We start from the raw sequence: 21,380 nt of genomic DNA on the forward strand, positions 1-21,380 counted from the left end.
AATGAAGGCCATCAGCCCCGTCGACACGCCGAACCTGCTCAGGTCGATCAGGCGCGATCTTGGCTGGAGCCTCGATCAGACGGCAGCGCGGACCGGCGTCAGCAAGGCAATGCTGGGCCAGATCGAGCGCGGCGAATCCACACCGACCGTCGCAACGCTTTGGAAGATCGCCACGGGTCTAGGCGTGCCCATGACTGCACTGCTGGAGGCGAATCGCGGGGATGGTGATGTCCTGCTTCTTCGTGACGCCAGCGAACTTCGCGTGCGCCCGGCGCAGGAAGGGATGCAACGCGCACTCCTGTTCCCATACGAGGCGCGATTTGGTTTCGAACTCTACGAGCTCACCTTCGCACCCGCCTTCGAGAGCATCTCCGAGCCGCACGACATTGGCGTCGTGGAACATGTCACCGTGCTGCGCGGCGAAGTCGAATTGCTGGTGGAGGAGGAGTGGAGGCCGCTCAAGCAGGGGCAATCGCTGAGGTTCCCCGCCGATCGTCGTCACGGTTATCGAAACCGGACAGGCGACGACGTCGTCGTCATCGACCTGATTCACTACCGGTTCGCACCCAGCTCCCAGCGCTGAGGCCGGCTCACTCCCCCAGCATCACCACTCTGGCCCCTTCCGCCACCTGTGCCCCGCCTCGCCCGCGACCTCGGTGACGGTGCCGTCGCGCGGCTCAACGCAAATCTGGCCAGAGCTCGCCGGGCGAGCGGCGCGCGCTTGGGCTGTGAGTTCAAAGGCGGAACGGCAGCTGTGTGGGAGGCTGATCGTCCTGCACGCCTTGTCAGTGTTGCAATCGAAGCCGGGGGGCGACCGTCTCAATCTCGTTGGTGAGCACGCCACCGCCATAGCCCGCCGGCAGCCTGGAAAGATCTTCGTTACTGTCCATCCCAGTCGAGAAATCGCCGCCGTGATAGGGGCCGACAACGAACACGGAGCTGCCAACCGAAGCCACTCGATCCAGAAAGCGGTTGGGCCAGCCCCAAAGCCACGGAGCTACATTGATCGGGACGAACACCAGTGTTGAATGGCATTCCTTCGGCATTGCGCCGGTCCATCCATATGCAATGTAGCGCAGCAGGCATCCCTTCAAGGAAGCGCGCGACATCGTTTTGAGACCGGGAACAGAGGAGCGCAAAGCAGCGATCGGCCTGTCTCCTCCATAGGCCATGAGGGTCGCTCGCCGCTCCGGTGGAAGGGCATTCAAGAACGCCGCCAGCTTCACCCCCTCATCGGGATCGTTGCTTTTCACATTGATCAGGAAGGGGCGATCAGGAAAGCTCCGCAGCACCTCGGCAAGAGACGGCATCAGCCCGACTTCTCTGCCTCGGAACGGATATGTTTTCCCACCATCGGCAGTGTAGCCGTAGCCTATGTCGAGCGTTTTGAGGGAGGACATGGATTGCTCGCGAGTGACACCATGGCCGTTGGTGCGGCAGTCCAGTGTCCAGTCGTGGAAGACCGCGAACTGTCCATCTGTCGTAGGATGAATGTCGAGCTCCACAATGTCAGCGCCCGCCTCGAAGCTCGCCCGCATGGAAGCGATCGTGTTCTCTAGATAGCCATGCGTCGGCGGCAAGATGCGGGAAGCGGTACAGGTGTCATTGGTGACACCGACCGGATCAAAGCGCTGCGCGATTCCACGATGGGCCAGAAGAGCCGGCTGACCTGACAGTTCGGGCGCAAACAGGTTCGTGTTGTTGAGGAAGACAAAGGCGACAAGCCCGATCAGGGTCAAGGCCACATAACGCCAGATCTTGCGCAAGTTGCAGCTCCGTCCACGCCTCGACCTCAAGCCAATCTATAATCGGCTTGCCGTCGGCAAATGGCCGAAATAGGGCCGAACTCCGTGCAGCCAAGCTGCGCGTTCGCCATGTCGGCAATGGATCGAACACCACCCGTTCCAAGCCCCCAGCCCTACTCCCCCAGCACCACGACCTTCGCGCCCTCGGCCACCTGCGCCCCGGCCTCGCCCGCGACCTCGGTGACGGTGCCGTCGCGCGGGGCCACCAGCACGTGCTCCATCTTCATCGCCTCGACGATGGCGAGCCGCTGGCCCTTCACCACCGCCTCGCCGGCCGTGACGAAGAGCGCGATCAATTTGCCGTGCATCGGCGCCTTGATGATGCCGCCTGCGCCTGCCGCCGCATCGAGGTCGACGCTGAAAGGGTCGAACAGCGCAACCGCCGTCTGGCGGCCGCGATGCAACGCGAGATAGCTGCCGCGCTCAGCCATCGCCAGCGTGATCTCATGCTCGCCCTCCCCTATCTCATGGCCCGGCAGGCTGACGCGCGCGCCCTCCTCATGCCAGTCGATCCGCGCCTCGATGCGCTCGCCATCGACCAGCAGGGCCAGGCCCAGCGCCGGCTGCGGCATCAATGAGAACCCATCCGCGACAAGCCAGGGCGAGCGCGCCTCGCCATCGGAACGCCCTGCAGCGGCCAGCAGCCCGTCCGCCTGCCGCTCCTCCTCCAATTGCAGCGCGGCGGCGGCCACGGCGGCGGCGTCGAGCGGCTGCGGCTCGGCTCCCAGCGCCGCGATATTGCGCTCGATGAAGCCGGTGTCGAAGGAGCCTTCGCGGAAGCCTTGCGCCTCCGTCAGCGCCTTCAGGAAAGCGAGATTGGTACGCGGTCCCGCAACGATGGTCTCGCCCAGCGCCGCGCCGAGCCTGTCCAGCGCCTCATCGCGCGTCGCGCCATGGGCGATCACCTTGGCGATCATCGGATCGTAGAATGGCGTCACCGTATCGCCGGCCTCGACGCCTGTATCGATGCGGATGCTCTCGCCTTCCGGGAACCGCAGCGCCCAGAGCTTGCCCGTCGAGGGCAAAAAGCCCTTTTCGGGATCCTCGGCGTAAAGCCTGGCCTCGACGGCATGGCCGGTGGCGGTGACGTCAGCTTGCGAAAAACCCAGCGGCTCGCCGGCCGCGACCTTGAGCTGGAGCTCGACAAGGTCGAGCCCGGTGATCGCCTCGGTAACGGGATGCTCGACCTGGAGGCGGGTGTTCATCTCCATGAAGTAGAAGCGGTCGGCGCGCAGGCCCTCGCGGCCGTCCGCAATGAACTCGACCGTGCCGGCCCCGACATAGCCGACGGCTTTCGCGGCCTCCGTCGCGGCCTTGCCCATGGCGGCGCGGACCTCGTCGCTCATGCCGGGCGCCGGCGCCTCCTCGATCACCTTCTGGTGGCGGCGCTGCAGCGAGCAGTCGCGCTCATAGAGGTGGACGACATTGCCGTGGCTGTCGCCGAAGACCTGGATTTCGACATGGCGCGGCGAGAGCACATATTTCTCGACCAGCACGCGCGCATCGCCGAAAGCGCTCTTGCCCTCGCGCTGGGCGCTGGCGAGCGCATCGTCGAAGTCCTCGGGTCGGTCGACCTTCTTCATGCCCTTGCCGCCGCCGCCCGCGACCGCCTTGATCAGGACGGGGTAGCCGATGCGCCGCGCTTCCGCGCGCAGGAAATCGGCGCCCTGCTCGACGCCGTGATAGCCCGGCACCACCGGCACATTGGCCTTCTCGACCAGCGCCTTGGCGGCGTCCTTCAAACCCATCGCCCGGATGGCCGAGGCCGGCGGGCCCACAAAAACGATGCCGGCCTTGGCGCAGGCCTCGGCAAAATCGGCGTTCTCGGAGAGGAAGCCATAGCCCGGATGGATGCAGGCCGCATTCGCCTGTTTCGCGACAGCCAGAATCTTCTCGGCGTCGAGATAGCTTTCACGCGCCGGCGACGGGCCGATATGCCAGGCCTCGTCGGCCATCTCGACGAAGAGCGCCTCGGCATCCGCATCGGAATAGACCGCGATGGTGCGCAGGCCCAGCCGCCGGGCGGTGCGGATGACGCGGCAGGCGATCTCGCCGCGGTTGGCGATCAGGATGGAGGGCAGTTTCGCAGCGATCGACATGGGTGGCATCCTCGAACGGGTGCCGCCTTTATAGCCGGGAGATCGCCCCTGTCGCCGCCTTGTTCTGCAAATCCGGCTTCGCGGCTTCGAGCCGGCGCACCGAGCGCCAGATCGCCCATGTCGCCTGGAAGCACAGGCCGGCGACGAAGAGATCGAACAGATATTCCGGCCAGCGGACGGGCGCCAATCGTGCGAACAACCCCATCAGGGCAAAACCCGTGGTCGAGATCACGTCGTTGCGGGAGGACAGCCAGGTCGCCTTGATCACCGGATTATCCTGTCGCCGGAAACGCCAGAGCAGGCCGACGATCACGACGGCGACGATGACCGCGCTCGCGGCGGAGAATTCCAGCGCCCAGAGATCGATCGGGCGCGGGCGTGCTATCTTGTCCCAGAGGTCGTAGAGCGTGTGAAACCCCGCCACAGCCATCACCGCGCCGATCGTGAGCGCGGCGAGCTTCTCAGCGCGCCCATCGCGGCCGAAAACCAGCGCCGCGATGCCGTAGAGCGCGACGTCATAGACCCAGTCGACGCCGTCCTTGAACAATTGCGCATTGCCGGCGGCCAGCGCCCAGGCGACGACGCCGGCAGCGAAAACCAGGATGCCGAGCGCGATGCCCCAGATGGTGCGGGTATAGGCACGGGCGATGGCGGTGCTCACGGCCCCGGCGACACCCTCCTCGTCATGGTCGGGCTTGTCCCGACCATCCATGTCTTCCGACGTCTGAGGTGAACCGACGGATGACAAGCGGAGCACTCCGGAGCGAACACCTCACCTGTCACGCATCCGGCCTGCGTCGCAAGACGTGGATGGTCGGGACAAGCCCGACCATGACGGTGAACGCTTCGCCCCTCGCTCCGAAACGAATCCTCACCCGCGCCCGACGAATGGCATCTTCGACGCCATCACCGTCATGAACTGCACATTCGCCTCGATCGGCAGGCTCGCCATGTGCAGCACCGAGGTCGCGACATGGTTCACGTCCATGACCTGCTCGATCTTGATCGAACCGTCCGCCTGCGGCACGCCCTGCGTCATGCGCTGCGCCATCTCGGTCAGCGCGTTACCGATATCGACCTGGCCGACGGCAATGTCGTATTTGCGCCCGTCGAGCGACGAGGTCTTGGTCAGGCCGGTGATGGCGTGCTTGGTCGCGGTATAGGCGATCGAGTTCGGCCGCGGCGCATAAGCCGAGATCGAGCCGTTATTGATGATGCGCCCGCCCTTGGGCTCCTGCGCCTTCATCAGCTTGAAGGCCTCCTGCGTGCACAGGAACGGCCCGGTCAGGTTGGTGTCGACCACCGCCTGCCACTGCTCGAGCGAGAGGTCTTCCAGCAGGATGCCGCCGGGCGCATTGACGCCGGCATTGTTGAACAGCACGTCGAGCCGCCCGAACGCGGCCTTGGTCTTGGCGAAGAGGTTCTGCACCGAAGCCTGGTCGGTGACGTCGGTGGGTACGGCCAGCGCCTGCTCGGCGGGCACGCCCGAGAGCTTGATCGTCTCCGCCAGCGCGTCCGCCCGGCGCCCGGCCAGGACCGTGCGATAGCCGTCCTTCAGGAAAGCGAGCGCGACCGCGCGCCCGACGCCCGAACCCGCTCCGGTGATGATGGCGACCTTGTTATGCCCAGACATGCGTATCCTCGCGTTTTTTCTCAGTTCAACCGTTTGAAGGCGGCCGCGACCATAGCAGCGCATGCAGCATACGGAAGAGCCGGCGATGCAGGGCAACCGCGCATTCCGTTGCGGGCGGCGGCCTGCTCAAGGGCGGCGGTGCCTGGAGCGTGGTGCATGAAGTGATTGGGTTGGGGTGGCGACCATCATCGCCCTCGCGCACCCACCGTCATGCTCGGGCTCGTCCCACGACTGTCCGGTTCGCCGCGAGCCCCGATCGAAAAGCTCCATTCATCGCAGGTATTCCAGCGGGCGGGGACGAATGAGACAGGCGCGGGGAACCCCTCTCCCGGATGGGAGAAGGGCAGGGATGAGGGTGTGCCGCTGATTATCGAGGTGCGACTGCACCGCAGCGCCGGCTTCATCCTGAAAGCCCAGGAGTCGAAGCGGAGCCGCTTGTGCGATCTGGTTGTCTGGCCTGCCCTCATCCCTGCCCTTCTCCCACACGGGAGAAGGGTTCCCCGCGCCCTTCATTCGGCACTTCGCTTCATCTCGCCTGTGAGGGGAGAGCCGTGCATGATCCGCTCAGGCCCCCCAACCGGACAGCAGGGGCGCGTCCGGAGTATCCACATCTTGACCACGCCCTCGACCAGAGAAGACGTGGATGGTCGGCACAAGGCTGGCCATGACGAGAGAGCAAACCACGCCGTCATCCCGGAGACCCTCAGGCACTGCCCTCGGCCGACCCAAGGGCGCAGCTCCGCCGCACCGATCCGGGACTCAAACGGCTCGGATCTGCTCCTCGAACTCTTCGGGAATCGCTCCGTGGCGAGCGAGCACGTCGATCGCGCTGACCTCGCCGGTTTCGTCATCAGCGACGACATGCACCACGGCAACGCCCTCGGCGGTCCGGCCAAGGCGTTCGCCGTCCGACAAGGCGTGATGCTTCGTCCTCGCTAGTACGCGCTGGCCCGGAACCAGGCGCTTGCGATGCGTCCTGAACGGCTGGAGAAAGAAACTGTCGACGGTTGCCATGGCTTACACTCGATTCTTTTCGTTCTTATTTTGTTCTGATACGCGAAGGCGCCGGGCCTGTCATCCCAGCAAGACCAGCAATCGAGCATAGCCTCGCAACCCTGACCCGGATGACATCGAATGGGACCTCGCAAATCCCGTCGTCGAGTGTGGCAGCAAACGGGCTGCGCTCGGAGCCGCCCCGTTGGCCGATGTTGACCCGCCTGTGTCGCGCGGCCTCCTGCACGGTCAGTTCGCGGCGCCGAATACCCTCACGACCGGCAGCGCAGATCCTGCGTTCCCGGGCAGAAGCGAAGCGCGTTCGAGAGCGAGAACAGCACGGTCGCGCCACGGTCCCAGCGCAGCGGGGAGCTATAGGTCAGCGGCCTGGCAACGGCGATCCCGAGCTGCAGATCGTCGCTGACGAACAGCCTGACACCGACCCCGACCGAGGCCAGGCCCTGCACCAGATCCTTCGGCTGGCTGTAGCTTCGCGTGACGCCGCCCTCGGTGAAGCCATAGAGCTGGTACCCCTTCGCAAAGCCGAGGTTCAGCGGCTGGTCGAAACGCAGTTCGGCCGAGCCCGCGACGGCATTGTCGCCCGCCAGCCAACCACCCTCAAAACCGCGACCGAAAGACAGGCCGCCGAGATAATATTGCTGGGAGGACAAGAGCGGCCCGGACGCGACCTGCCCCGCGGCCGAAAACTTCAGCGACCAGTTCTCGACAAGGCTCTGGTAATGCGTGAACGAGGCGTTGAGCAGCGAGAAGCGGCTCGACGCACCGGAGCGCGAGAGCCAGTCCGTACTGTCCGCTTTCGCGTCGACGAGGCCGAGGCCATGCCGGTAGGTCGCGGAGAGATAGCTCCAGCTACCCTCGGTCGCATGCAGCTTGTAGTCGGCCGAGAGGCTGGCGAGGCCGATGCGGTCGCTGTAAAGGCGGCCATAGCTGTTCTGTTCGCTGACATCGCTCAGGCCAAGCGAGCCGGACAGCCAGAGCGTATGGATCTGGCTCAGCACGGGCGCAAAGGCGATGCGGGCCTCATAGGTCTCGGCCTGGGAGACCGTGCGCAGCCAGCGCCGCTCGTCGCCCGGCCAGACCTCGCTGCGGGAGGCCGAGATTCCGATACGCAGGCTCTCGACACCGAGCGGCAGATCATAGCTCGCACGGCCATAGCGCAATTCGCGCGAAGCCCCTGGCGCAAAGGAGCCGGATACGGCGAGGCTGTCGCCCGGCATGACGAGCGAATTCAGAGCGGCGCTGGCCGAGGACTGCCAGGGCCCCACGGCGGCAGAGCCCATATTGTCGACGCCGACCGCGGTATAGACGCGCCAGGACTGGACGGAGACGGTCAGGCGGAAGCGGCCGCTTGCGGGTGTGATCTCGTCGAGTGCCGTATCGGTGACCCGCAGCCCGGGTCGGTCATTGGCCAGCAGGAGCTGGCGTTCGAGCGTGGCCAGCCGCGCCGGACGCTCGGCTGCGATCGGCGAAAGCAGCGGCTTCACCCCGAAAGCCTCGGCCTGCTCGCCCTTGACGACGATCTCCTCGACCGCGCCCTCGATGATCTGGATGCGCAATCGTCCGCGCTTGAGATCCTGCGGCGGCACGATCGCGCGGCTGAGATGGAAACCTGCCTTGCGATAGATCTCGCTGATTGCTGCAGCGATAGTGACGATATCGGACTGGGATATCTCGCGCCCGAGATGACCGGCATAGGCCGTGGCCAGCTCTCCGGCGGAAAGCGCTGACATTCCGTCGAGGTCGACAGCCTGAAGTCGGAACAGCCGCCTGGTGTCGGCACTTGGTTGCTGGTTCACGGCAGCGACGGAGGGCAGCGGCGGCAGCGGTTTCAGGCGCTGCTCGGCCTCACGGCGCTGCGCTTGCGTCTGTGCCGCAGCCTCGACGGGCTGAAGCGGCCTTGCCGGCGACTGCGCCCCGGCCGATCCCGGCGCGAGCGCCTGAATCAGAGAGATGATCGCAGCGGCAAAGACGGTTCCTGACGAACGGATTTTCACTTTGTGTCGTTCGGCTCGACGCCGCATGCCCTGTCGCCTGTCCGAATTCGAGCCAGCCCTCCGGCCTCTCCCGACCGTAAAAAAACATGGTTAATGAAACGCTCCAGATTTGAGGATTTACAGGCTGGGGCGCTAAGCCTCTTTTCACGCCTGTCTTTTATGCTCCTGGGTCAGCGGTTTGCGCCTGCGCAAAGTCCGCCTGCGACTCAAGGATTGAGAACCATGCTTCGAAAAGCGGCACGATTTGCCACCGGCCTCGCCTTGGCTGTCATCGTCGCGATCGGAGCCGTCCCAGCGGCACAGGCTGAGGACAATCTTTGGCGGATCGCCAAAGTCTCAGGCGAGGCTTGGGTCTCCGGCGGCGGCATCCAGCAGGCTTCTGCAGCGCAGCAGGCGGAATTACGGCCAGGCGATTCGATCCGGACCGGGCGCAATGGACGCGTGCTGCTCGTTCGCGGCGCAGAAAGCATCCTGATCTCGGCCAATTCGGCGATCAGCCTTCCGGAAGCCGGGCGCCCCGGCATGTCGACGGTGATCCAGCAGGCGGGTTCGATCCTGCTCGACGTTGAAAAGCGCAATGTCCAGCATTTCGAGGTCGAGACCCCTTATCTGGCGGCGGTGGTGAAGGGCACGCGCTTCAGCGTCTCGCTCCAGAGCGGGCAGGCCAAGGTCGACGTTGTGCGCGGCCAGGTCCAGGTCTCGGATTTCCGTTCCGGGCAGTTCGCGCTCGTCCTGCCGGGCCAGAGCGCGCGGGCTTCCTTCGGCCAGGTTCCCGGACTGCAGCTCTCGGGCCAGGGCACGCTCGCACGTGTCGAGCAGGGCACACCGCAGGCGGCGCGTGTTGCTCCCCTTGCGGTTCCAGGCGGAGGCCTCCGACCCGCTCCCGGCGCCACGCCGCTGCTGCGCGGCACTGCGCCCGTGCTCAACGAGGTTTCCGACCGGCGCCGGCCCGCTCCGTCAGCTATCGCGCGGGGATCGAACGGCGCACTGCGCATTTCCGCACCGCTGGGCGACGTCAAGCTCGACATCCACAAGGTCACGCGCGGCATGGCACGCAGCGAGGCGCAGGCGAACGGCCAGGCCCCTAGCCGCGCAACGGTGTGGAACACCGGCGAGCTCAACCCAGGCAATGGCGGCAACAAGAACAATCTGGGCAATAGCGGCAGCGCGGTCGGAGGGAGGGGAGCAGCCGGCGCCGGCGCGGCGAGCACGGCTTCCGGAACGGCGGGCACGGGTTCTGCGAGTGCAAACGCCGTAAATGGCCAAGGCATCGCGCAATCGGCTGGGAACCGAAGCAATAGCAGCCTGGCCGGCAGCGCGAGCGGCGGCAATTCCTCGAGCAGCAATGCCGGCGGAAACGGCAATGGGAACTCCTCCGGCAGCAACGCCGGAGGGAGCGGCAAATCCACCAGCAGCAACGCTGGCGGAAACGGAAACGGCAATGCCTTTGGGCTCGCCAAAAACGGCAATGGCAACGGCAATGGCAATGGCAACAGCAAGAAGGACTGACCGCCGGATTGCAGACGGAGCGGTGCCCCGCCCGTGAAGCGCCTGCGCCCCCACCTGCTCGTCGGATTGCTGCTGTCGCTCCTGATCCTGTCGGGGCTGCATCCGTGGATGCGCGAAACCTTGCTCGATGCGCGCTTCAGGCTGCTGACACGGCAGGCCACCGGCGACATTGTCCTGGTCGAGATCGATCCGCGCTCGATCCAGGCGCTGGGACGCTGGCCCTGGCTGCGCAGCGTCCACGCCGAGCTGGTGCAGCGGCTCGAACGCGCCGGCGCGACCGATATCGTGTTCGACGTCGATTTCAGCACGCCATCCAGCCCCGATCAGGACGCAGCCTTCGCCGCAGCCCTGCAGGCAGCCGGTGGCTCGGTGGTCCTGCCGGCCTTCCGCCAGCGCGTCGCCGATCGCGGCGACGGTCACACGCTTCACGTCAACCGCCCGATCCCGCTCTTCGCGCAGCAGGCCTGGCTCGCCCTCGTCAATGTCTTGCCCGAGCGCGACGGCGTCATTCGCCAATACAGCCACAGCGCCGTGATCGAAGGCGAGTTCATTGCCTCCGTCGGCGCCATGCTCGCCGGCAGGCACGACCAGAACGCCCCGCCCTTCCGCATCGATTTCGGCATCCAGCCGGCCTCCGTGCCGAGCCTTTCGGCCATCGACATCCTGCGCGAGACGCCAGCGGCGCTTGCCGCGCTGCATGGCAAGAAAGCCATCATCGCCGGCACCGCCGCCGAACTGGGCGACCGCTTCACGGTGCCCAATGGCCGCATCATCCCAGGCTCGCTGGTGCAGGCGCTCGCCGCCGAGTCGATCATCCAGGGGCGGACACTCACTACGACCTCGCCTGCGGTCTCGCTGGGCGGCCTCGCCGCGCTGATCGTCGCGATGGCCGCCATCTGGAGCCGGGTCCGAGCGGGACGGCGGATCCTCGTGCTGGGTCTGCTCGCATTGGCGATCGAAGGCGCGGCGGTCTGTGTCCAGGCCTTCCACCCGATCGCCTTCGACAGTTCGCTCCTGCTGGCCGGCGTCGCTGCCTACGCACTCGTCACCGCCATCGATGAGATCGATCTGCGCGGCCTCCTCAGGCTCGCCGCCGAACGGCGCTTCGAGCGCATCGCCATGTGCCTGAGCGACGGGCTGGTCTGTGTCGATCAAACCGGCCGGATCACGCTCTGGAACCCCGGCGCGAGCGCGATCTTCGGCCACCCCGAACAGGCGGCCATCGGCCAGCCCTTCGAATTCCTGCTGGCTCAGGGCGATGGCAGCGTGAGCGAGGCACCGTTCAGGCTGACTGCGGTGCCGCTGGCCCGGCTGCTGCAGCGCGGAGGGACGGTCGTCGAACTCATGGGCTTGCGCCGCTCGGGCGAGCCCTTCGATCTGGAATGCAGCCTGTCCTGCTGGGATACCGCCGCCGGCGTGCAATATGGCGTGGTGCTGCGCGATATCTCGCTGCGCAAGCGCCAGCAGGAGCATATCCGCTATCTCGCCGAATGCGACACCGTGACCGGCCTGCCCAACCGCAACAGCCTGATGGCGCATCTCGAAGATGCTATCTCGCGAAAGGAGCCGGGCACCGCCACGCTGCTGCTCGTCGGCGTGAACCGCTTCCAGCAGATCAATAATCTCTACGGCCATTCCTTCGGCGACGCACTGGTCGTCGCCCTTGTCGAGCGCCTGCGGGTCGTTGCCGCGCAGGCGAGCCTGATCGCTCGTCTGGGCAGCGACGAATTCGCGATCCTGTTCACAGGCGAGGCAGGTGAGGCCGCGGCACTGGGCGAGCGTATCGTCGCCGATTTCCAGTATCGGCCCGTCACGGTCGGAGACCGTCCGCATCGCATCGCGGTCGCGATCGGACTGGCTTCGACCAGTACTGCGCAGCATGCCGAGATGCTGATCGGCAACGCTCATTTCGCGCTGGCCAGCGCCAAGGCCCAAACGAGCGCGGCTCCGGTTCCGTTCGATCCCCTGATGCGCGGCGCTATCGAACGGCGCGAGGCACTGGAGGCCGAGCTGCGCACGGCGCTGGCCGATAACGAGTTCGAGTTGTTCTATCAGCCGCAGATCGAGCTGCGCACCGGGACTGTCGTCGGCGCGGAAGCGCTGATCCGCTGGCGCCATAGCGAACGTGGCTATGTCTCGCCCGCCGAGTTCATGCCGGTGGTGAACACCACCTCGCTGTCGGAGGATGTCGCCGCCTGGGTTCTCGAAACCGCCTGCCGGCGGGCAGCCGATTGGCAGCGCCGTGGCTACGCCATACGCATCGGCGTGAACCTGGCACAGTCCCAGTTCGCGACCGGCGATCTGGCCGCAGAGGTCGAAAGACGGCTCGCTGAGAATGGCTTGCGCCCCGAGCTGCTCGAACTCGAGGTGACGGAGGACATCATCCTCGACGATGGGGCCAAGACGTTGCGCGTGCTCGCGGCGCTGCGGGCACTCGGCGTCAAGATCGCGTTCGACGATTTCGGCACCGGCTATGGCAGCTTGACCTATCTGAAAAGCTTTCCGCTCGACAAGATCAAGATCGACCAGTCCTTCGTGAAACGGCTGGAGCCCGGCTCACAGGATGCAGCCATCGTTGCCGCGACGATCGATCTCGGCCAGGCGCTTGGTCTTTCGGTCATCGCGGAGGGCATCGAGACGCAAGCGACCGCCAGCCTGCTGCGCGAGATGGGCTGCGACGAGGGGCAAGGCTATCTGATCAGCAAGCCGATCCCGGCCCAGGAATTCGCGATGAAGTTCCTGCGCAAGGAGGCGCGGCTCGTGGCATAGCTGGCGCCACTGGATGGCGTAAGCCTTGAGCCTCAGGAACAAATTGATCGAGCTTCAGGTTTACCCAGATGCTCCTCATAGCGTGGCCAGCACGAAAAGGGGGCATCGGGAGAGAAGCAATGCAAAGACGAGCTTTTCTGATGATGATGTTCGGAGCGGGGTTATTGCCCGTGACGCTTCACAGTGCAGCTGAGGCGTTGCCGGTTGCCGCTGCCGCTCAGCTATCGGCAAAAGCCGAGGATTCGTTGATCGAGCCTGCGCGAAATCGAGGTCACGGCTACGGGCGGGGCAGAAATCGCGGTCTCCATCGCGGATGGAATCGTGGGCGACATCGTGGCTGGTACAAACGCCGCCGCTAGAGCATTTTCGAGCGAAGTGGATACCGGTTCGCGTGAAGAAAATGCGATAAAACAAAGGGATAGAGCATTTCCGCGATTCGGAGAAACGCGGAAATGCTCTAGTGAGCGCCGAGCCAGGACAGGGAGCGTTGCCCTAACCAAAATACGAGCTCGCCACGAATGTCGTGGCGAGCTTCTGAAATCACTGGCTTCATCTCAAGCCAGGCTCTCGGGATGAGGGTTCGGGGACGACCCGAACAGCGCCCTCACATCCTGAACACGCCGAACTTCGTTTCCGGCACTTCGGCATTGAGGCAGGCGGAGAAGGCCAGCGCCAGCACGCGCCGCGTCTCGGAGGGTAGGATGATGCCATCGTCCCAGAGCCGGGCGGTCGCGTGATAGGGCGAGCCCTCCTCCTCATATTTCGAGCGGATCGGCGCCTTGAAGGCCTCCTCCTCCGCCGCCGTCCAGCTCTTGCCCTCGGCCTCGATATTGTCGCGGCGGACGGTCGCAAGCACGCTCGCCGCCTGCTCGCCGCCCATCACCGAGATGCGCGAATTCGGCCAGGTGAAGAGGAAGCGCGGGGAATAGGCGCGCCCGCACATGCCGTAATTGCCGGCTCCGAAGGAGCCGCCGACCAGCACGGTGATCTTCGGCACCTTCGCCGAGGCCACCGCCGTCACGAGCTTGGCCCCGTCCTTGGCGATACCGCGCGTCTCGAAATCGCGGCCGACCATGAAGCCGGTGATGTTCTGCAGGAAGAGCAGCGGAATCCGGCGCTGGCAGCAGAGTTCGATGAAATGCGCGCCCTTCAACGCGCTCTCCGAGAAAAGGATGCCGTTATTGGCGATGATGCCGACGGGGATGCCGTGGATGCGGGCAAAGCCGGTGATCAGCGTCGTGCCGTAGAGCTTCTTGAACTCGTCGAACTCGGAGCCGTCGACGAGCCGGGCGATGACCTCGCGGATGTCGTATTGCTTCTTGAGATCGGTCGGGACGACGGCTTCCAGCTCCTCGACAGGATAGAGCGGCTCGACCGACTCGGCGATGTCGAGATCGGGCCGCTTGACGCTATTGAGATTGCTGGCGATGCGGCGCGCGATGGCGAGTGCATGGGTGTCGTCGCCGGCATAATGGTCGGCGACGCCCGAGAGGCGGGCATGGACATCGGCGCCGCCGAGGTCTTCCGCCGAGACGACCTCGCCGGTCGCGGCCTTCACCAAAGGCGGGCCGCCGAGGAAGATCGTGCCCTGGTTCTTGACGATGATCGTCTCGTTCGACATCGCCGGCACATAGGCGCCGCCGGCGGTGCAGGAGCCCATCACCACCGCGACCTGAGGAATGCCTTCGGCCGAGAGCGTTGCCTGGTTGTAGAAGATCCGGCCGAAATGCTCGCGGTCGGGAAAGACCTCGGTCTGGTGCGGCAGGTTGGCGCCGCCGGAATCGACCAGATAGATGCAAGGAAGCCGGTTCTCGCGCGCGATCTCCTGGGCACGCAGATGCTTCTTCACCGTCATCGGATAATAGGTGCCGCCTTTGATCGTCGCGTCGTTGCAGACGATCATGCATTCGCGGCCGGAGACGCGCCCGATGCCGGCGATCATGCCGGCGCCATGGATCTCCTTGTCATACATCTCGAAAGCGGCGAGCGCCCCGATCTCGAGGAAGGCGGAACCGGGATCGAGCAGGCGCAGCACACGTTCTCTCGGAAGCAGCTTTCCCCGCGCCGTATGACGCTCGCGCGATTTGGCGTTGCCGCCGAGCGCGGCCGTCATGCGGCGTTCCTGCAATTCGCCGCGCAGGGCGGCCCAGTTCTCGGCATTGGCGCGCGTCTCGGCCGAATCCAGATCGACCTTGCTCTCGATGACCGGCACGTCGCGCTCCCTCGTCAGTTCTTGGGATCAGCCTTATGAACGGCTATGCGGGTGCTGCCAACGGGGCGTCATGCCAAGATGGTCGGCCCAAAGATGCGCTCGAATTGTGCGCGCAAGGTCGAATCGACCTCCGGCATCGTCACGGGCAGGCCGAGATCGACCAGCGAGGTCACGCCTTGGTCGCTGACGCCGCAGGGCACGATGCCGTCGAAATGCGTGAGCTCCGGCTCGACATTCAGCGCGATGCCGTGGAACGAGACCCAGCGCCGGACCCGGATGCCGATCGCGGCGATCTTGTCCTCCGCGCTCTCCGCTCCAGACTTCGCCTGCTTCTCGGGCCGACGCACCCAGACGCCGACGCGGTCCTCGCGCCGCTCGCCCCTGACATTGAAGGCGTCGAGCGTGCCGATCAGCCAGGCCTCTAGCGCCGCCACGAAGCGCCTGAGATCGGGGTCGCGGCGCTTCAGGTCGAGCATCACATAGGCCACGCGCTGGCCCGGGCCGTGATAGGTGAACTGCCCGCCCCGGCCGCTGCGATGCACCGGAAAGCGCTCCGGCGCGATCAGATCCTCATCCTTGGCCGAGGTGCCGGCGGTGTAGAGCGGCGGATGCTCGACCAGCCAGACGCGCTCGGGCGCAAGCCCGTCGGCGATCAGCGCGACACGCGCCTCCATCTCGGCGACGGCAGCCTCATAACCGGTCAGGCCCTCAGCCACGACCCATTCGACCGGGCCGGCCTCGCCCTCTGCCCCAAACAAAACCGCCAGCGCCTCGCGCGTCTTCACTTCGCCTTAACCCTGTTTGTTCAACGTTCATTCATCGGAAGCGGCAGGCGCCTCTTGCGCTCGAAAATAGCCCTCAGGCAAGCTCTGCTGGCAAGTTTCGTTGGTAGAATTCTGAAGTAGGGTTTCGGAGGCAGGACTTGAAGGCTGATCTTGATCTCGTTCCTGTCGTTCTCACCGTCGTGCTGGGCCAGACCCAGATGCCGATCTACAAATTGCTGCGCATGGGCCGCGGCGCCATCATCGAGCTCAACGCGACCGAGACCGAGGAAGTCCAGATTCTCGCCAACAACCACCCCTTCGCCAAAGGCAATGTCGTGGTCAGCGGCTCCAAGATCTCGGTCGAGATCACCCAGATGCTGAAGCGCCCGACGGTCTACTCGCTGCAGAGCGTGGCAGAGGCGGCCTGAGCGGCTGCACTATTCTCCTGATCGCCACAGCCTTCATCCTGAGGTGCCTGGCGCGAAATGAATCGAGCGATCCGAGGCCCTTGATACCGCTCGTTTCATCTCAGCCTGGCCTCTGGGGAGCGCTCCTCGCGATGGGAGCAACAGGTGGATAAACCGGACCGTGACGTATTCTTGACGAAACGCTCTTGTGGCGGCGGATTCGATTTGCTAGACCCGCGCCGTTCCTGAGTTGCCGCGTTCACACGGCAGTTTTCGAGCCGCTGCGGTCATGGCGGAATTGGTAGACGCACTACCTTGAGGTGGTAGCGGGGAGACCCGTGGAGGTTCGAGTCCTCTTGACCGCACCAGATTTGGGCGAGAGCCCCACAAACGGCGACCCTCGCGGGTCGCCGTTTGCGTTTCCGGCCTGGAGCAGGATGCGAAAAAGTGGGAACCGGTTTTTCGCATCGATCCTGCTCCAACTCTTTGGTGAGAGCCGAAAAGTGGGAACCGGTTTTCGGGACAAGCCGATGCCGTAGCGCTAGCAATGTGCCGTGAAACCGCCATGCTGCATTGCAAGAGCGTGAGGGCACTGACACAAGAGCAGCCGCCCTTCCCTCGAATCCAAACCATTCCTCAGACCATGGAGCCGGACCGATGGCGGACACGCAAACGGCTCAGGACGCGGTGCTCGAGCGCCCGATTCGCGATGAGGACGGCGCGATCGACCCAGCGCTGATCGAGCAGATCTCGCAAGCCGTCCTGCTCTCGGACCTGACGACGCTGCGCGCCGTCGTCGCCGACATGCACGAGGCCGATCTCGGCGCCGTGCTGGAAGCGCTCGATCCCGAGGAGCGCCCGCGCCTGATCTCGCTGCTCGGCGCCGATTTCGACTTCACAGCCCTGACCGAGGTCGACGACGCCGTCCGCGAGGAGATTCTCGAGGAGTTGTCGGCACAGACCGTCGCCGAGGGCGTGCGCGATCTCGACACCGACGACGCGGTCTACATCCTCGAGGACCTCAACGAGGCGGACAAGCAGGAGGTTCTCGGCAAGCTGACGCCCTCCGAGCGCATCGCGCTGCAGCAGGGCCTCGACTATCCCGAAGGCAGCGCCGGCCGGCGCATGCAGAGCGAGGTCGTGGCGGTGCCGCCGTTCTGGACCGTCGGCCAGACCATCGACTATCTGCGCGAGACGGAGGATGTGCCGGAGCGCTTCTTCGAGATCTTCATCGCCGACCCCGCGCATCATTTCGTCGGAACCGTCCAGCTCGACCGCCTGCTGCGGACCAAGCGGCCAGTGCCGGTCGCCGAGCTGGTCGGGGAGGAGAACCGCGTCGTCAAGGCGACCGACGACGTCGAGGATGTCGCGCGGATGTTCCAGCGCTACAACCTCGTCGCCGCACCCGTGATCGACGAGGCCGGCCGGCTCGTCGGCGTGATGACGATCGACGATATCGTCGACGTCATCGAGGAAGCGGCCGACGACGACGTCAAGCAGCTCGGCGGCGTCGACGCCGACGAGGAGCTGTCAGACCCCGTCCGGCAGATCGCCAAGAGCCGCTTCCGCTGGCTCTTCATCAATCTGCTGACCTCCTTCCTCGCGGCAGCCGTGATGAGCCTGTTCGAAGCGCAGATGACCCAGCTCGTGGCGCTGGCAATCCTGGCCCCGATCGTCGCAAGCCAGGGCGGCAACGCGGCGACCCAGACGATGACGGTGGCGGTGCGCGCGCTGGCGACGCAGGAACTCGGCGCCTGGAACCTGCGCCGTTTCTTCACCCGCGAAATGATCGTGGGCCTGCTGAACGGCGTCGGCTTCGCGCTGATCACCGGCGTCGTCGCCGCGATCTGGTTCTCGAGCACGGGACTGGGCGTGGTCATCGGCATCGCGATGATCGTCAACCTGATCGCTGCCGCCGGCGCCGGCGTCGCGATTCCCGTCCTGCTCGACCGGTTCGATATCGATCCCGCGATCGCATCGGGAACCTTCGTCACCACCGTGACGGATGTCGTCGGCTTCTTCGCATTCCTCGGGATCGCGACATTATGGCTCGGCCTGGGTTAGAGCCTTGCGCGAAAAAGTGGGGTACCGGTTTTTCGCACGAGCAATGCTCTAAACTCTTGGAATCGATCACGTCGCATTCGGACGTTTCCGTCCGGATGCGACGTGATCTAGGCTAAGGCCTGAGAAAAGCCGGTAACGTAAACCGGACGTCAAGCTTTCTCCTCAATTTTCAGGGAGATGACCCTGCACCATATGCTCAGCCGCAAACCCATCTCCCTCCTTGTCGCCACCGCGCTCGCGGTGCTGGGCGGCTGCGTCGCGATGGAAGGCAACTACCCGCTCAAAGGCGACAACCGGCCTCACCCCGGCGTCGCCGCCGCGCATCGCTATGCCGTGCAAGGCATCGACATCTCGCGTTGGCAGGGCGAGATCGACTGGGCTGCGGTGAAAGGCGCGGGAACGCGCTTCGTCTACATGAAGGCGACCGAAGGCGGCGACCATGTCGACCCTGCCTTCCAGCGCAACTGGGAGGCAGCGCGCCGGGCCGGCGTGCGGCGCGGCGCCTATCATTTCGTCTATTGGTGCCGCCCGGCCCATGAGCAGGCGATCTGGTTCAAGCAGCAGATCCCCAACGACCCCGACGCGCTGCCGCCGGTGCTCGATGTCGAATGGAACGGCCATTCCCGGACTTGCCCGCAGAAGATCGACCGCGCGCTGGCGCTGGAGAAAATCCAGCTCATGCTGACCGAGCTGGAACAGCTCACGGGCAAGAAGCCGGTGATCTACACCGACATCACCTTCCACAAGGATGTGCTGGAAGGCCAGTTCAACGACTACCCCTACTGGATCCGCTCAACAGCGGCTCTGCCCGAGACGCGCTACGCCAACCGGCCCTGGGCGTTCTGGCAGTTCACCACCACGGGCCGCGTGCCGGGCATCAGGGGCGATGTCGACCGCAACGCCTTCTTCGGCAGCGAAGAGCAGTTCATCGGCTGGATCAACGGCGAGTTCGATATCGGCACGCGCAGCTGGGCCAGGCGCCGCCAGTCGCCGGCGCAGCCGAGCCCGAGCATCGTCAACGAGCCGCCGGCGCCCGCTCCCTCGCTCCAGCCCTCAATGCCCGAGCCGGTCGAACCCGAGGACGCCCCCGTCGCGACCGTGCCGGGCGCGATCGAGCCGGTGCCCTCCTCGTTGCATATTCCGGCAAGGAACACCGGCAAGCGGAACTGACGGGGCCAAGCGGAGCTGACGAGCGTTGTCGCCGCCCGGTCATCAAACCCGGGCCCCACGGCGCCTTTCCCAGGCACGCCCCAGGCCGAGCAGAACGAAATAGGCGACCGCGATCAGCAGGATGCCTTTTGCCGGCAGGTCCGGCCGCATCTCCCGCCAGAGCGTCCACAAAGCCGCCCCGCCCCATAAAACCAAGACGGTGAGCGTCAGCCCGCGCCAGCGCCGCACCCTGACCGGATGGACGAAGACCACCGGCGCAAACATCAGCACCGTCGCGATCAGGACCACCGCGAGCGCCAGCCAGACCGGCGGTGCGAAGGCGACGATGTAGAACACCACGATGTTCCACACCGCCGGAAAGCCGCGGAACCACCAATCATCGGTCTTCATACCGGTATCGGCGAAATAGAGCGCGCTCGTCAGCGTGACGACGACGCCGCAGAGCAGCCCCCAGGGCTGCGTCATCACATCGGCGCGCAGCAGCATCGCGGCGGGCACGAAGACATAGGTGATGAAATCGACGACGAGGTCGAGCTGCGCCCCGTCATAGCGCCTGGCCAGCTCCTTGACCTCGAGCCTGCGCGCCAGCGGCCCGTCGAGCGCATCGACCAGCAGCGCTACTGCCAGCCAACCGAAGGCCTGCGCCAGATCGCCCGCGATCACGGCCTGCAGCGAGAGCAGCCCGAGCGCCGCGCCCAGCGCCGTGAAGACATGGACGCCATAGGCCAGCGCCCTGCGCAACCCCGTAGCGCGCCCCTGCCTGCCTGGCTCCGGCTCCACCGCCGCTCCTCCCCGGTTAACCAAAGCTGAAACAAGCCATTCGGATGCGAGCAAGTTCTAACCGGGCCTTAACCACGTCGCTCTCATCTGGAAAGGCTAATGGAGAAGTGGATGCCCGCGCGAGCGACGATTTTTGGACGAACCCTCTTCGCTGTGCTCGCCACGCTCGGCCTGCTCATAGGCGCAGCCGTGCCCGCCGCCGCGCTCTACCCGAAGAAGGGCGACAGTGATCCGCATCTTGGCGTGCGCGACGCAAGGCGCAAGGCGATCCAGGGCATCGACATCTCGCGCTGGCAGGGCGAGATCGACTGGGCCAAGGTCAAGGACGCCGATACCCGCTTCGCCTTCATCAAGGCGACCGAGGGCGGCGACCATCTCGACCCGAGCTTCAAGCGCAACTGGGCCGAGGCGAAGAAGCACGGCATCCCGCGTGGCGCCTATCATTTCGTCTGGTGGTGCCGCTCGGCAAAGGACCAGGTGCGCTGGTTCAAGAAGCACATCCCGCGCGATGCCGACGCCCTGCCGCCCGTGCTCGACGTCGAATGGCAGAACGGCTCGCAATGCACCCGCAAGATCTCCCGCGATCAGGCCCTCGCCAAGATCCGCGAGATGCTGGTGGCGCTGCAGGCCCATACCGGCAAGAAGCCGATCATCTACACCGACATCAACTTCCATGAGGACGTGCTCGAAGGCGAGTTCAACGACTATCCCTACTGGCTGCGCTCGACTGCCGCGCCGCTGAAGCATCGCTACAACCGCGAGAAATGGGAGTTCTGGCAGTTCACCACGACAGGCCAGGTCCCCGGCGTCCCCGGCGATGTCGATCGCAACGCCTTCTTCGGCAGCGAGCAGGAATTCGCCGCCTGGCGCACCGGCCGCTTCGACATCGGCGCGCGGAAATGGCATGGCGGCGAGCCGAAAGTGGCGAGGACCACGCCGCCCGCGACCTCCGCTGGCGCGAAAGCGTCCAAGGCCGCCGCCGGTGCGCCGCCCCGCATGGTACCGCCGCGGCCACTCACCGGCAGCGATACAAGGATCCTCAAATCAATGGCGGCGCGCATCGATCTAGGCCAGTCGCAGTAATCGCCGCCAAAATGCAATGCGATTCAACTTAGTCGTACGACTTTAGTCGTAAATCTAAATCTTTGATCTACAAAACA

15 protein-coding genes, 1 tRNA gene and 1 pseudogene are annotated in these 21,380 nt (G+C 65.2%); 8 read left to right on the plus strand and 9 right to left on the minus strand.

What is annotated here, in order from left to right:
- The first annotated feature begins 1 nt into the window (after position 1).
- Positions 2–583 carry a helix-turn-helix domain-containing protein gene (locus BHK69_RS22760; RefSeq protein WP_069692086.1) on the plus strand — a complete coding sequence of 194 codons (582 nt, stop codon included), beginning with the start codon at positions 2–4 and terminating at the stop codon, positions 581–583.
- Positions 584–785: 202 nt separating this feature from the next.
- On the opposite strand, the gene BHK69_RS22765 is transcribed toward BHK69_RS22760, so the two are convergent.
- The 6 genes from BHK69_RS22765 to BHK69_RS22790 form a co-directional block, all read right to left on the minus strand.
- On the minus strand, positions 786–1,766 hold the full coding sequence (locus BHK69_RS22765) for a glycerophosphodiester phosphodiesterase family protein (protein ID WP_069692087.1): 981 nt from the start codon (positions 1,764–1,766) through the stop codon (positions 786–788).
- A 152-nt stretch (positions 1,767–1,918) separates the two neighbouring features.
- Positions 1,919–3,904 (minus strand): acetyl/propionyl/methylcrotonyl-CoA carboxylase subunit alpha, encoded by a 1,986-nt coding sequence (locus tag BHK69_RS22770; RefSeq protein WP_069692088.1) that lies wholly within the window; start codon positions 3,902–3,904, stop codon positions 1,919–1,921.
- Positions 3,905–3,932: 28 nt separating this feature from the next.
- Positions 3,933–4,616: a cation efflux transmembrane domain-containing protein gene (locus BHK69_RS22775; protein WP_069692089.1), complete on the minus strand. Its 684-nt coding sequence runs from the start codon at positions 4,614–4,616 to the stop codon at positions 3,933–3,935.
- 159 nt (positions 4,617–4,775) lie between these two features.
- Positions 4,776–5,537, minus strand: a complete 762-nt coding sequence (locus tag BHK69_RS22780; RefSeq protein WP_069692090.1) for an SDR family oxidoreductase — start codon at positions 5,535–5,537, stop codon at positions 4,776–4,778.
- Positions 5,538–6,296: 759 nt separating this feature from the next.
- Positions 6,297–6,551, minus strand: a complete 255-nt coding sequence (locus tag BHK69_RS22785) for a hypothetical protein (protein WP_069692091.1) — start codon at positions 6,549–6,551, stop codon at positions 6,297–6,299.
- Positions 6,552–6,802: 251 nt separating this feature from the next.
- Positions 6,803–8,545, minus strand: a complete 1,743-nt coding sequence (locus BHK69_RS22790; RefSeq protein WP_069692092.1) for a ShlB/FhaC/HecB family hemolysin secretion/activation protein — start codon at positions 8,543–8,545, stop codon at positions 6,803–6,805.
- A 3-nt stretch (positions 8,546–8,548) separates the two neighbouring features.
- On the opposite strand from BHK69_RS22790, the gene BHK69_RS22795 reads away from it, so the two are divergent.
- On the plus strand, positions 8,549–10,054 hold the full coding sequence (locus tag BHK69_RS22795) for a FecR domain-containing protein (protein ID WP_148663547.1): 1,506 nt from the start codon (positions 8,549–8,551) through the stop codon (positions 10,052–10,054).
- 33 nt (positions 10,055–10,087) lie between these two features.
- Positions 10,088–12,823: an EAL domain-containing protein gene (locus BHK69_RS22800; RefSeq protein WP_069692094.1), complete on the plus strand. Its 2,736-nt coding sequence runs from the start codon at positions 10,088–10,090 to the stop codon at positions 12,821–12,823.
- 604 nt (positions 12,824–13,427) lie between these two features.
- Here BHK69_RS22800 and BHK69_RS22805 read toward each other — a convergent pair.
- Together BHK69_RS22805 and lipB are read right to left on the minus strand one after the other, a co-directional pair.
- Entirely contained in the window at positions 13,428–15,035 is a 1,608-nt protein-coding gene (locus tag BHK69_RS22805) for a carboxyl transferase domain-containing protein (protein WP_069692095.1), read from the minus strand.
- Positions 15,036–15,103: 68 nt separating this feature from the next.
- On the minus strand, positions 15,104–15,820 hold the full coding sequence (gene lipB / locus BHK69_RS22810; protein ID WP_069692096.1) for a lipoyl(octanoyl) transferase LipB: 717 nt from the start codon (positions 15,818–15,820) through the stop codon (positions 15,104–15,106).
- A 137-nt stretch (positions 15,821–15,957) separates the two neighbouring features.
- Between lipB and BHK69_RS22815 the strand changes: the two genes are divergently transcribed.
- The 4 genes and pseudogenes from BHK69_RS22815 to BHK69_RS22830 all read left to right on the plus strand — a co-directional run.
- Positions 15,958–16,227: a FliM/FliN family flagellar motor switch protein gene (locus BHK69_RS22815; protein WP_083269630.1), complete on the plus strand. Its 270-nt coding sequence runs from the start codon at positions 15,958–15,960 to the stop codon at positions 16,225–16,227.
- Between the two features lie 262 nt (positions 16,228–16,489).
- Positions 16,490–16,574 (plus strand) — tRNA-Leu (locus tag BHK69_RS22820).
- A gap of 289 nt (positions 16,575–16,863) precedes the next feature.
- The gene (mgtE, locus tag BHK69_RS22825; RefSeq protein WP_069692097.1) at positions 16,864–18,270 is read left to right on the plus strand and encodes a magnesium transporter; all 1,407 of its coding nucleotides are present in this window, start codon (positions 16,864–16,866) and stop codon (positions 18,268–18,270) included.
- Between the two features lie 177 nt (positions 18,271–18,447).
- Positions 18,448–19,224, plus strand: a pseudogene (locus BHK69_RS22830) (glycoside hydrolase family 25 protein); the annotation flags it as partial.
- A 258-nt stretch (positions 19,225–19,482) separates the two neighbouring features.
- Here BHK69_RS22830 and BHK69_RS22835 read toward each other — a convergent pair.
- The gene (locus BHK69_RS22835) at positions 19,483–20,220 is read right to left on the minus strand and encodes a CDP-alcohol phosphatidyltransferase family protein (protein WP_069692099.1); all 738 of its coding nucleotides are present in this window, start codon (positions 20,218–20,220) and stop codon (positions 19,483–19,485) included.
- 111 nt (positions 20,221–20,331) lie between these two features.
- Between BHK69_RS22835 and BHK69_RS22840 the strand changes: the two genes are divergently transcribed.
- Positions 20,332–21,303: a glycoside hydrolase family 25 protein gene (locus BHK69_RS22840; RefSeq protein WP_083269891.1), complete on the plus strand. Its 972-nt coding sequence runs from the start codon at positions 20,332–20,334 to the stop codon at positions 21,301–21,303.
- Positions 21,304–21,380 lie beyond the last annotated feature (77 nt).

Source organism: Bosea vaviloviae (assembly GCF_001741865.1).
Lineage (GTDB): Bacteria > Pseudomonadota > Alphaproteobacteria > Rhizobiales > Beijerinckiaceae > Allobosea > Allobosea vaviloviae.